Source organism: Mesorhizobium sp. M0159 (assembly GCF_040322295.1).
GTDB lineage: Bacteria > Pseudomonadota > Alphaproteobacteria > Rhizobiales > Rhizobiaceae > Mesorhizobium.
Genome location: NZ_JAMYTF010000027.1, coordinates 34,027 through 46,616, shown reverse-complemented (window position 1 = coordinate 46,616; position 12,590 = coordinate 34,027). Strand labels below are relative to the sequence as shown.

At 60.4% G+C, this 12,590-nt stretch carries 10 protein-coding genes; 4 read left to right on the top strand and 6 right to left on the bottom strand.

What is annotated here, in order from left to right; all coding sequences use genetic code 11:
- Nucleotides 1-13: 13 nt before the first annotated feature.
- The 4 genes from NKJ32_RS23175 to NKJ32_RS23160 form a co-directional block, all read right to left on the bottom strand.
- Entirely contained in the window at nucleotides 14-964 is a 951-nt protein-coding gene (locus NKJ32_RS23175) for an ABC transporter permease (protein WP_352786750.1), read from the bottom strand.
- 84 nt (nucleotides 965-1,048) lie between these two features.
- Nucleotides 1,049-2,719, bottom strand: coding sequence for a peptide ABC transporter substrate-binding protein (locus NKJ32_RS23170; RefSeq protein WP_352450650.1), 1,671 nt, complete (start codon nucleotides 2,717-2,719; stop codon nucleotides 1,049-1,051).
- A 23-nt stretch (nucleotides 2,720-2,742) separates the two neighbouring features.
- Entirely contained in the window at nucleotides 2,743-4,407 is a 1,665-nt protein-coding gene (locus NKJ32_RS23165) for an ABC transporter ATP-binding protein (protein ID WP_352622922.1), read from the bottom strand.
- 416 nt (nucleotides 4,408-4,823) lie between these two features.
- On the bottom strand, nucleotides 4,824-5,027 hold the full coding sequence (locus NKJ32_RS23160; protein ID WP_352622923.1) for a hypothetical protein: 204 nt from the start codon (nucleotides 5,025-5,027) through the stop codon (nucleotides 4,824-4,826).
- 156 nt (nucleotides 5,028-5,183) lie between these two features.
- Between NKJ32_RS23160 and NKJ32_RS23155 the strand changes: the two genes are divergently transcribed.
- From NKJ32_RS23155 to NKJ32_RS23145, 3 genes are all read left to right on the top strand, one after another.
- Nucleotides 5,184-6,509 carry an NAD(P)/FAD-dependent oxidoreductase gene (locus tag NKJ32_RS23155; protein WP_352829006.1) on the top strand — a complete coding sequence of 442 codons (1,326 nt, stop codon included), beginning with the start codon at nucleotides 5,184-5,186 and terminating at the stop codon, nucleotides 6,507-6,509.
- Between the two features lie 84 nt (nucleotides 6,510-6,593).
- Nucleotides 6,594-7,667 carry a tartrate dehydrogenase gene (locus NKJ32_RS23150; protein WP_352593981.1) on the top strand — a complete coding sequence of 358 codons (1,074 nt, stop codon included), beginning with the start codon at nucleotides 6,594-6,596 and terminating at the stop codon, nucleotides 7,665-7,667.
- 10 nt (nucleotides 7,668-7,677) lie between these two features.
- A complete protein-coding gene (locus NKJ32_RS23145) occupies nucleotides 7,678-8,154 on the top strand; it encodes an Lrp/AsnC family transcriptional regulator (protein WP_023678802.1) in 477 nt (158 codons plus the stop codon).
- Nucleotides 8,155-8,459: 305 nt separating this feature from the next.
- Here NKJ32_RS23145 and NKJ32_RS23140 read toward each other — a convergent pair whose 3' ends face one another.
- Nucleotides 8,460-9,836, bottom strand: coding sequence for an aspartate aminotransferase family protein (locus tag NKJ32_RS23140; protein WP_352786752.1), 1,377 nt, complete (start codon nucleotides 9,834-9,836; stop codon nucleotides 8,460-8,462).
- Between the two features lie 429 nt (nucleotides 9,837-10,265).
- On the opposite strand from NKJ32_RS23140, the gene NKJ32_RS23135 reads away from it, so the two are divergent.
- On the top strand, nucleotides 10,266-10,955 hold the full coding sequence (locus NKJ32_RS23135; protein ID WP_352593978.1) for a haloacid dehalogenase type II: 690 nt from the start codon (nucleotides 10,266-10,268) through the stop codon (nucleotides 10,953-10,955).
- Between the two features lie 154 nt (nucleotides 10,956-11,109).
- Here the strand turns inward: NKJ32_RS23135 and NKJ32_RS23130 are convergent, their stop codons facing one another.
- On the bottom strand, nucleotides 11,110-12,585 hold the full coding sequence (locus tag NKJ32_RS23130) for an NAD-dependent succinate-semialdehyde dehydrogenase (RefSeq protein ID WP_352593977.1): 1,476 nt from the start codon (nucleotides 12,583-12,585) through the stop codon (nucleotides 11,110-11,112).
- Nucleotides 12,586-12,590 lie beyond the last annotated feature (5 nt).

Here is a 12,590-nt window from a genome sequence, read left to right as displayed (position 1 = left end):
GGAAGTTGCGCGCTCAAGCCAGACGAATGCGCGGATCGACAACAGCGACGACAATGTCGGCGATCAGGTTTCCAAGCAGAACGAGGATGGCGGAGAACATCAGCAGCCCCATCACAACCGGATAGTCGCTGTAACCAAGGCTATCGAGGAACAACCGTCCCATTCCTGGCCAGGTAAAGACGGTTTCGGTCACGAGCGCGCCAGTGAGGACACTGGGAAGCTGCATCCCGGCCAGGGTAATCATCGGCAAAAGTGCGTTGCCGACGACATGCTTCATCAGAATCCGGCGTTCACTCAACCCCTTGGCCCGAGCCGTCTTGACGAAGTCCTGGCTAATGGCATCGAGAGTGGCCGTCCGCATGTAGCGGCTCCAGATCGCGACATGGACCAGCGACAGCACGATACTTGGCAGGATCAGATGGTGGAGGTAGCCCAGGATTGAGGCGTCGCCGATCTCGGACATATTACCCGCAGGCAGCCAACCCAACTTCAGGGAAAAGACGTAGATGCCGACGAGTCCGAACCAGAAGGTGGGGACCGACAACGCAACCATGGCCCCGACAGTTGCAAGATAATCGAACAGCGAGTAGCGGCGCGTGGCGCCTCGGATACCAATCCAGGCGCCAATGGAGATCGCAATTGCGGTTGAGGACCCCATCAGCAGCAGCGTGGCAAAGAGATGGCTGCCGATCACCTCCAATACCGGCGCTCCGTCGCGGAAGGAGTGACCCCAGTCGCCCCGCACCAGCCGCCATGCCCAGTCCAGATATTGGATCCATATGGGTCGATCGAGGCCCAGCAGCCCCTTGAGACGCTCGATATCCTGCTGGGTCATTCCGGGATCGAGCCCGAATTGCGCCAGCGGGCCGCCGGGAAGGAGGTTCAGAATGCCGAAGCCGATGATCGAAACGATCACAAGCAGCACCAGGCTCTGCGAGAGGCGATTTAGCAGGAAGCCGCGCATTCGAGTCCCTCCATTGTGGGTTGATGATTTTAGTCTGTTGCCGCCGCCGCGGCGGAATCGGCGGGGCGGCGGCAACTGCGTGGATTAGGCCTTCCACTGCCAGGCTGCGGCATCCCACGACGCGGTGCGGGTGTTGGCGTTGGGCTCGAAGCCGTCCAACCCCTTCTTGCGCCCGAGGACGATTGTGTACGCGAACAGCGGCAGGAAGGGCAGATCATGGCGCACCACTTCCTGCACGCGATTATAGATCCCGCGTCGTTCTTCCGGATCGAAGCTGCGAGCGCCCTTTTCGAGCAGGGCATCGACCTCAGGGTTGGAATATTGCCCGGTGTTGGAACCGTGTCCGCCTTGAGCGGCGATTGCCTTCGTATGGAGCCGGTTTGTGGCGTCGGGGTCCGCGGCAATCAGATAGGTGACGCCCACCATGGCGGTGTCGAATTGCGACTTCAGCCAGAACTCGCCCCACATAACTGCAGCCGGCAAATTCGAGATCGTCATCTCGACGCCGATCTCGGCAAACGTCTGCTGCAGGAACTGCTGCGTCTGCTCGCGGAGGTTGTTGCCGGAAGTTGTCGAGTTGGAGAAGGACAGTCGCACCCCATCCTTGGCGCGGATTCCATCCGGCCCCGGCGCCCAGCCGGCCTCATCAAGGATTTGGCGCGCCCGGTCCAGATTGAACTCCTGAACCGGCAGGTTCGGGTCGTAGTAGTAGGACTCCTTCGGCATGAAGGTCTCGGTGAGAGTGCCCACGCCGTAATAGATCGTGTCGACGATCGCTTTCCTGTCCAAGGCGGCGTAGAGCGCCTGGCGCACTGCCAACTCCTTGAACTGCGGGCGGCCCAAATTGAGGTAGATCGACTCCAGGGATGACCCGGTCTCAAGTGTCACCACGCGGTCTGCTAGTTCGCGGGCTTCAGTATAATGGTCGGCGGTGATGTACGACTGATCGACCAGGTCCACATCGCCGCTCTTGAATTGCGTGTAGAGCACCGTCATGTCGGGGATGTATTTGAAGATGAGCTGCTCGACATAGGGGCCTTCGCCCGCGTACTCAGGATTGGCGACGAGCTCGATGTGATCACCTGCGACGCGCTGGCTCCATTTGAATGCGCCGGTGCCGACCGGCGCCTGGTTGAAGGCGGCTGTATTCGGATCGGCCTCTTTCTCCAGAATGTGCTTGGGCACGATGAACGTTTCGGCCAAGAACGAAAGATAGGGCGCAAAAGCCTCCTTCATCCGCCATGTGATCTCGGTGGGCGAAACCACTGTGATGTCCTGCACGAGCGAATGGCCGCTCGTGCGCCAAGCGCGAAACTTCGGGTTCGTGATGAGTTCAAGGGTGAATTTCACGTCCTCGGCCGTGAAGGGCTCACCATCGTGCCAGCGGGCATTGTCACGCAACCGGATGCGCCAGTTGAGACCGTCCTCCGAAATGCCGCCGTTCTTTTGGCTTGGCACCTCGGCTGCGAGGTTTGGATGTAGACCACCTTGGGGATCCATGCGGACCAGCGCGTCGAAAACCGAGAAATGGACCGCGTCATCGACTTCGATATGCGCCATCAGCGGATTGAACACGGTCGGCTCTTGGGAGAGGCCGACGATGACGCGACCGGCCGGGCCTGCAGGAGGGGTCTTGGCGAAGGCGGGCTTGCCCAACAGATTGGGCGCGATGAGGCCTGCAGCCCCACCTATCGCCATCAGTCGCAGCGCTTCGCGCCTCGAGTAGTTGGACGTAGTCGATGAATTTTTGGTCATGGTAGTTCCTCTCTTGTTATTTCTTATGCGTTTGCTGCTACTGGACGGGCATTGCCCGGCCGCTCTCCTGGAATTGCCGCTACCAGTTGGCGCGTGTAGGCTGCTTGCGGGTTCAGGAATATTTGCGAGGGCGGTCCGCGCTCGACGATCCGGCCCTTCTGCATCACCGCGATTTCGTCGCAGATCTGGCTGGCGACGCGCAGGTCGTGCGTGATGAAGACCATCGACACGCCCGTCTCGCGCTGGATCTGGTCCAGAAGCTGCAGGATCTGCGCCTGGATCGACACGTCGAGTGCGGAGACCGCCTCGTCGGCAATCAACAGCTTCGGCTTGAACATCAGCGCACGAGCGATGCCGATGCGCTGGCGTTGCCCACCCGAGAACTCGTGCGGGTAGCGGCCAAAAGCGCCGGCATCGAGACCGACATGGGCCAGAAGCGCACGCGCTTCATCGCGCGCTTGGACATAAGGCATCCCGTGCGCCATCGGGCCCACCGTCATGATGTGACCGACCGTCGAGCGTGGGTTCAGAGAAGCGAAGGGATCCTGGAAGATCATCTGGATCCGCGGTCGAAGCGGGCGGAACTTCGCTTCGGAAAGCTTGGCTATGTCACAGCCCTCGAACAAGATCCCGCCGCCGTCATTGTCCAGCAGCTTGATCAGCAGCCGGCCCAGCGACGATTTCCCCGAACCGCTCTCGCCTACGACCCCAAGCGTGCGGCCGGGCGCCAGTTCGAACGAAACCTCGTTGACCGCTGTCACAACTCGTTGCGCGCCGAACAGCGCGCTGCCGCCGCGATAGGTCTTCACCAGACCCTCAACCTTCAGGATCGGCTCCTTGCTGGCAGCCTCCGGACGAGGGCGATCTTCGCCGGTCAAATGCGGTACGGCTGCAATCAGGCGCTGGGTATAAGGGTGCTTGGGCGACTTCAGCACCTGTTCGGCGCTGCCCTGTTCGACGACATTGCCCTTTTCCATCACCACGACGCTGTCGGCGATCTCGGCCACCACGCCGAAATCGTGGGTGATGAACATAACGCTCATGCCCTTGCGCTGCTGAATGTCACGGATCAGTTGCAGGATCTGAGCCTGGGTGGTGACGTCGAGCGCGGTGGTTGGCTCATCCGCAATCAGCACCGTCGGCTCGAGCGCCAGGGCCATGGCGATCATGACGCGCTGCCGCTGCCCGCCCGAAAGCCGGAAAGGGTACTGGTGATACATGAGTTCGGGATCTGGCAGGCCTACTTCAGTGAGCAGCTCGATAGCGCGGTTTCGACAGGTTTGTGGCGTGCCGAAGCCATGCGCGGCCATGACCTCGTCAATCTGCGCGCCCACCGTCATCAGGGGATTGAGCGCCGAGAGCGGGTCCTGAAAGATCATCGACACGACCCGTCCACGCAGGTTGCGCAGCTTGTCGGGCGACATGCCGATGATGTTCATCCCCTCCAGCTGGATTATTCCCGATGAGAGGCGGATCACCTTGGGCAGTAGCCCCATGATCGCGTTCGCCGTGACCGACTTACCCGATCCGGACTCGCCTATGATGCAGAGTATCTGGCCGCGTTTCAGATCGAAGGAAATGTCCTTGACAGCATGGGTCCGTTCCATGCCTTGCGGCAAATTCACCGTGAGGTCGCGCACCGAAAGCGCCACATCGTGGGGGGCTACAGCCTGGATGCTTGCGACCATCGAGATCACCTCCCCTTTCAACCGAGCGCGTCCACCCTGTTGCGGACCGCTTCATCGCCCTTTGAGCAGAAGCGCCTCACCGTAGCGGCCGCAGTCTGGCCTTCTCGGCGCTTCGCGCGCTGAGTCTGCGAGAGACGGGTTCTGCTCATCCTGGCGGTTCCCTTATGAAATCCGGTCCGTGTACCGGACTCTGTTCCCTTTTTTCTTGGAGAACTCTCTGAAGGGGCAAGCCCTGCCTGTCGGATGTCCTCTGGAGCCTGCCTACCATAAGGAAGGGTTGCTCCGTTCTTCCAGCCAGTTTGACTGTTCTGTTTCCGCAGAGTCTTCGAAACTTGGCCCTCGCGCGGCAGGAACTTCTGAAAAGAACATCCAGTTCGGCATTTCACTCTGTTCCCGTTTCGGCGCGGAAACCGGGATCAGGCAACCATATCCTTCATCCGGCAATACGCGCCCAAGAGGGATAGGACCAAGGCTTTCCGGTGTACATCGGCACATGTGCAGGTCATGCCGCCGAGCGGATTGGTGACCGTGCGGCCCATCACAATGTCGGCCAAGGCGCTGCCGATCAAGGTCGACAACTGCGCCGTGTGCCGCCCATACCGCAGATGACGCGACTGCATGAAGTGTACTCCTGCTTGGCTCGCAGCGAGCTTTTCGCACAATAATTGCCTGTCCTGGAGGCTGCTAAACGCAGGAAATTCCGTCCAGGCACAAACTCCGCAGCCTGCATTTGCGGGCGGCAGGTTAGGATGCTTCAAATTACCGGAGTCCCATCCATGCCCGCGCCGCTCATGCACATCGACTGCAGCCCTTCCCTCCCTCGCGAGGCGGAAGTCGTCGTCATCGGCGGCGGCGTGGTGGGCGTGTTCAGCGCATATTATCTGGCGCGCCGCGGCCTCAAGGTCGCCCTGGTCGAGAAGGGGCGTATCGCCGCCGAGCAGTCCAGCCGAAACTGGGGCTGGTGCCGCCAGCAGAACCGCGATGCGCGCGAGTTGCCAATGGCAACCAAGAGCCTCGATCTCTGGGAGAAGGTGGCACAGGAGACTGGTGAGGATACTGGATTTCGCCGCTGCGGGCTCCTCTATCTCTCACAAGACGAAAATGAGCTGGCAGGCTGGGCGAAGTGGCGCGATTTTGCGAGAACGGTCGGGATCACCACGCACATGCTGAGCACGGAAGAAGCCACCGAACGGGGCAAAGCGACGGGCCGCAAATGGAAAGGTGGCGTGTTCTCGCCAACTGACGGAACGGCGGATCCTTCCAAGGCAGTGCCGGTTGCGGCGCGCGGCATCATGGCGGCGGGCGGCACCGTACATCAGCATTGCGCGGCGCGCGGGCTGGAATTGAGCGCCGGCCGGGTGAGCGCTGTGGTAACCGAAGCGGGCACCATCCATACAAAGACTGTTGTCATGGCCGGGGGCGCGTGGGCTTCTTCCTTCTGCAACCAGCTCGGTGTTCGTTTCCCGCAAGCTGCCGTGCGTTCGTCCATTCTGGCCGTGGCACCCGGCGCAAACAGCCTGCCGGATGCCCTGCATACCACGCGCGTCTCTCTGACGCGGCGCAGCAACGGTGGATACGCGCTGGCGATCAGCGGGCGGGCGCGTGTCGATCCAACGCCGCAGCAGTTCAGGTTCAGCCGCGAGTTTGTACCTATGTTCGCCCGCCGCTGGCGCAATATCGCCCCGGGCGCCTTAGAGGGCTGGCGTCAAGGCCATGAAAGCCTGCGCAAATGGGCCCTCGACGAGATCACGCCAATGGAACGGAACCGCATTCTCGACCCGAAGCCCGACATGGGACAGATTCGGCTGACATATCGAAGAGCCTGCGAATTGATCCCCGAACTCCAACGCGTCGCGATCTCCGATGTGTGGGCGGGTTATATCGACAGTACACCCGATGGCATTCCCGCAGTCGGCGAAGTGGAGGGGATTCCGGGCTTCATCCTGGCGGCGGGATTCAGCGGTCACGGCTTCGGGATCGGCCCAGGCGCGGGGCATATGATCACCGACATCATTACAGGCAGCGAGCCTATCGTCGATCCGCGTCCTTATAGGCCCGAGCGCCTGAAGACTGCTGCGTGGGGCAAGGTCGCTGAATTCTGAGAAGACCGTCTTGCCAACATACAATCGATCGCACACGAGATTGAGGTCACCAGGCGGCCAGCACCAAAAAACAGGGAAGTGACGATGCGCGAATATGAGATTGCCGCCATTCCGGCCGACGGGATCGGCCCAGAGGTGATTGCCGCAGGTCTCCAGGCGCTTGAGGCGCTGCAGCAGCGCTGCGGCGACTTCAAGCTGCGCCTCCAGCACTTCGACTGGGGCTCAGACTATTACAAGGTCCATGGTCGGATGATGCCCGAAGATGGGGTGGCGCAACTGAAGCGCTTCGACGCCATCTTCTTTGGCGCGGTGGGCGCCCCCGATCTGCCTGACGACATCACGCTCTGGGGCCTCCGGCTGCCGATCTGCCAAGGCTTTGATCAGTACGCCAACGTGCGGCCGACCAGGATATTGCCCGGGATTGTTTCGCCGCTGGCGGGCGTTGGCCCTGGCGATCTGGATTGGGTGATCGTACGGGAGAATTCCGAGGGCGAGTATTCGGGCCACGGCGGCCGCGCCCATCGCGGACTCCCCGAGGAAGTCGGAACCGAGGTCGCGATCTTCACGCGCGTCGGCGTCACCCGCATCATGCGATATGCATTCCGGCTGGCGCAGTCACGGCCGCGAAAGCTCCTGACAGTTGTTACGAAATCCAACGCGCAGCGCCACGGCATGGTAATGTGGGACGAAATCGCAGCCGAGGTGGCGCAGGAATTCCCGGACGTCGCGTGGGACAAGATGCTAGTCGATGCTATGACAGTGCGTATGACGTTGAAACCTCGGAGCCTCGATACGATCGTCGCCACCAATCTTCACGCCGACATATTGTCGGACCTTGCAGGCGCGCTCGCGGGCAGTCTCGGCGTTGCACCGACCGCCAACATTGATCCCGAGCGGCGCTATCCCTCGATGTTCGAGCCAATTCACGGCTCGGCATTCGACATCGCCGGCAAAGGTATTGCCAACCCGGTCGCCACCTTCTGGACCGCTGCCCAGATGCTCGAACATCTGGGCGAGAGCGCAGCGGCGGTGCGGTTGATGAGCGCTGTGGAAGCGGTGACGAGTGAAGGCGTGCTGACGCCGGACGTAGGAGGGACAGCGACCACGCAGGAGGTGACGGACGCCGTCTGTCGGGCGATCCGCGGTTCGAACCTGTGACAGGTTTCCAATGAAGCTCGACAGGATCGACATCAAGATCTTATCCCAACTGCAAAAGAACGGGCGGGTCACGAATGTCGAGCTTGCCGACCTGGTCAACCTTTCGCCGAGCCCTTGCCTGATGCGGGTGAAGAAGCTTCAGGCGGAAGGCTTCATCACCGGCTATTCCGCCCAGATCGATGTGTCCAAGCTCGGACAGACTCTAACGATCTTCACCGAAGTCACGCTCAAGCACCATCAACAGAACGACTTCGCGAGATTTCTCACCGCTATTCAGAAAGTCGATTCTGTCATCGAATGCCATCTGGTTTCAGGCGGCTACGACTATCTTGTGAAGTTTGTCACAGCGGGCATCAGCGAGTACCAGACAATCATGGAGCGGATGATCGAATTGGATATCGGAATCGACAAATATTTCAGCTTCGTCGTGCTGAAGTCACCGATCGTGAAATCCCATTTGCCTCTCGACATCATTTTCGACAAATGAAGCTGCTCCGCAGTCTTGGACCTGGAGAGCCGCGCGCCAGCATTCCCTCTTGCTGTTTTCGCTGCGCTTGTGCAACGGCATGCGATTCCACATACCGGCAAATGCTTGGCACTTGGCAGACGGCGGCATCACCTGAGGATTTGTTTCGGGGCCGCTAAAGCGCGTCGCGTTCGACCGGCCTCATGCGACGCGCTTTAGGTTCTTGTTTTGATGCATGTCGTTATCGCAAAACCGCTGCACACTTTTGCGCGACATGCATTAGGCGTCTACCGCATTGACCGAGGTCGCTTCGGCGATGCCAATGATCATCCCTGCATCGCTGACCGCACGTCCTTGTCTTCGAGCGTTTGATCCAGCGTCATTCGGGTACGTTCGAGGATTCCATCAATATCGTCCTCGGTGCAGCAGAGCGGCGGCGCAAAGCCGAGGATGCCGCTGTTGAAGGCGCGGATGACAAGGCCGTTCGCCCACGCGCGCTCGAAGATGCGGCGCCCCGGATCGGCCGCCGCCGGCAGCGGCGTTTTGCGCTCCTTGTCGGTGACCAACTCGATTGCTGCCAGCATACCGCGACCGCGGATGTCGCCAACCAGCGGGTGGTCGGCGAGCGAGCGAAGGCCTTGCATCAGGCGCTTCCCGGCCTTGCGCCCATTCTCGAGCAAGCCATCTTCATAGAGACGCAGGCATTCGAGCCCAACTGCCGCGCTCACGGGATGGGCCGAATAAGTATAGCCATGGCCGACGGCCGCTTTGCCGGCTCCGTCCGCGATCGTATTGTACACGTGGTCCGACATGAAGACGGCGCCCATCGGCACGTAGCCCGAGGTCAGTCCCTTCGCTGTGGTTATGAAATCCGGCACGACGTCGTCTTCCTCACACGCGAAGAGCGGGCCGGTACGGCCAAAGGCAGTGATAACTTCGTCGGCAACGAACAGAATGTCGTGTTCCTTGCACACGGCGTGCAGAGCCTTCAGCCAACCTGTCGGTGGAACGAGGACACCGCCCGAACCCTGGATGGGTTCGGCGTAGAAAGCTGCAACCCGGCCGGCGCCGAGTTCCGCGATTTTGGCCCGCAGGGCCGCGACCGATGCATCGATGATCGACTGCGGGTCAGAACCGACCGGATTGCGATAGGCGTAGTGCGAGGGAATCTTGTGCTGCCAGTCGTATGGCACACCGAAACCAGCATGGAAAGCCGCGATCGCTGTCAGACCTGACCCTGCCGTCGAGGATCCATGGTAGCCATACTCAACCGAGATGAACTGGTCTTTTTGCGGCGTACCCTTGGCATGGTAGTAATAGCGAATAAAGCGGATCGTACTGTCGACTGCGTCGGAGCCGCCAAGCGTGAAATAGACATGGTTCAAATCGCCGGGCGCCAGTCCGGCAAGCCTGGCGGCAAGGCGAATGGCAGGCTCGGATCCCAGCCCGAAATATCCCGTCGCATAGGGAAGCTCTCTTAGCTGCTTTGCGGCTGCTTCAACGACGCTTTCCTGGCCGTATCCGATGTTGACACACCATAGACCGGCGAATCCGTCCAGCAGGGTTTTCCCGCTTGCATCGGTCACGGTTGCGCCTTTGGCGGATTTGAGCACCCGCACGCCCGTGTCCTCGTGGCCCCGATAGCATGAAAACGGGTGAACCAGATGTGCGCGATCGAGTTCGATCAGTGAGTTTGCCAGCATTTCTTCCTCCGATTCAGCGCAGTGCCTGACTTACGAGAGCATTAAGTCCGGTGTGGTGTGGTTTCGTCCTTCAGCTCGTTTTCCAGCGTGATCTGCTGCGCGGTCATGGTTCATTCCGGGCCTGAATTCTCTAGGCCCAAGATAGGCTGCTGCGGACAGCAGTTCTTCCCGACCAGAACCTGAGCGATAGGCGTTTTGACTTTGCTTTGCCGCCGGCGCCGCATTTTATGCCGACGCACGGCTGAAGGATCGCGCTCCCGCCGAAGCCCGAAACGAACTCAGGCGCAACTCTCTGCCAAAGCTCTCACCCAATACAAAACAATCTGCTTCAGGGCGCATCGAATGCGGCGACTAGCCTTCTCCGGTCCTCATTATGATCCTTGCTGTAAAAGGCACGCAGTGCCGACAGGATCGGAAGGATCGACGCCCATGACCCAGTTCAGACCGAAATACATCACCTTCGACTGCTATGGCACGCTGACCAACTTCGACATGGCCGGCGCGGCGAGACGCATATACGGCGCGCAGCTCTCCCCAGCTGGGATGGCGCAGTTCATCAAGGATTTCTCGGCCTGTCGCCTCGATGAGGTCCTTGGCGCCTGGAAGCCCTATGTCGAGGTCGTGCACAGTGCCGTGGAACGGACCTGCAAGCGCAACGGCGTCGCATTCCGGCCCGAGGATGCCCAGCGCATCTATGCGGAAGTGCCGACATGGGGTCCGCACCCGGATGTCCCGGTGGGCCTGGCCAAGGTGGCCAAGGAGATTCCGCTGGTGATCCTGTCGAACTCCATGAAGAGCCTGATCATGTCGAACGTGGAGAAACTCGGCGCGCCCTTTCACATGGTCATCACGGCCGAAGAGACGGGCGCCTACAAGCCGCAGATGAAGGGCTTCGAATATATGTTCGACAAACTAGGCTGCGGCCCGGAGGACATTACGCACGTGTCGTCCTCATTTCGCTACGATCTCATGACCGCCTATGATCTCGGTATCAAGAGCAAGGTCTGGGTGAACCGCGGCCACGAGCCTGCGAACCCCTTCTACGAATATACCGAAATCAAGGATATCGGCGGTCTGGCCGGCGCCGTCGGACTGGAGCCCGTTCGGGAATTCGCCTGAACGTCTGTTTGCTGGCGCAGTCACACCAGACTGAGGCGCTCCCAAAACGTTAATGCTCACTGGTCGCAATAGAGAAAGGGGCGGTTTTCACCGCCCCTTTCTTGTGGTTCCAACGCTTTAGGGCTGCAAGTGTTTCCACCTGCGTGCAAGATAACTAGTTAAGCCCGCCAACATGAAGCGCCTTGACCTCGAGATATTCCTCGATGCCGAGCTGCGATCCTTCGCGCCCCACTCCCGACTGCTTGACACCGCCGAAAGGCGCAACCTCGGTCGAGATCATGCCTGTGTTGAGCCCGACCATACCGAACTCCAGCGCCTCGGCAACACGCCATGAGCGCTTGAGGTTGTCGGTGTAGAAGTAGGCGGCAAGGCCGAACGGCGTACCGTTCGCAATGGCGATGGCCTCTTCCTCCGTCTCGAAGCGAAAAAGCGGCGCCACCGGACCGAACGTCTCTTCCGATGCCAGGAGCATCCCCGTAGTAGCTTCTCCCAGCACGACGGGCCGTGCATATTGCTTACCCTCCGGCATCGTCTCGCTTTGGGCGATGATCTGCGCACCTTTCGCCCGTGCATCCGCGATGTGACGCTCGATCTTGTCGATCGCGGCCGCGTTGATCATCGGGCCGATCTCAGTGCCCTCGTCGGTCCCTGCGCCAACCTTCATCCGCGTGACGCGCTGGCTCAGCTTTTCGGCGAAAGCATCGTAAACGCCTTCCTGCACGAGAATCCGGTTCGCGCAGACGCAGGTTTGACCGCCATTGCGGAACTTGGATGCGATCACCCCTTCAACTGCCTTATCCAGATCGGCGTCGTCAAAGACGATAAAGGGTGCGTTGCCGCCAAGCTCCAGGCTCAGCCGCTTGATGCTATCGGCCGCGCCACGCATGAGTAGCGCACCGACGCGGGTCGAACCGGTGAACGAGATCTTGCGCACCGTCTCGTTGGCCATCAGTTCGTTGCCGATTTCGATGGGCATGCCGGTTACAATATTGATCACGCCGGCAGGGATACCTGCCCGTTCCGCCAGAACGCCGAGCGCCAGCGCCGAGAATGGCGTAAATTCCGACGGCTTGATGACAACCGTACAACCTGCGGCCAGCGCCGGTGCCACTTTGCGTGCGATCATCGCGTTGGGAAAATTCCACGGCGTGATGATGGCGCAGACGCCGACAGGTTCTTTCAGCACCAGAATGCGGCGATCGGCCGTGGGTGACGGAATGGTCGAGCCACCGATCCGGCGCGCCTCCTCCGCAAACCATTTCACAAAAGATGCGCCGTAGCGGATTTCATCCACCGCCTCGGCAAGCGGCTTGCCCTGTTCCAGCGTAAGCAGGAGCGCGAGATCCTGTTCGTGCTGACGAATGAGGTCGTGCCAGCGCTCCAGAAGTCCTGCACGCTCGGCATGGGTCTTCTTCTTCCAGCTTTTGAAGGCCTCAGCCGCGGCGCCGATTGCGGCTCTCGTCTCGTTCTCCCCCATTGCGGGAACGGTGCCGAGAACACTTTGGCTGGCAGGGTCAATGACATCGACCACGCCCTTCGTTTCGCCATCCCGCCAGACACCGCCAATCAGCGCCTGCTGGCGGAAAAGGTCGGAATCGTTGAACATGCCAATCTTCGTCATCGCATTCATGGTCT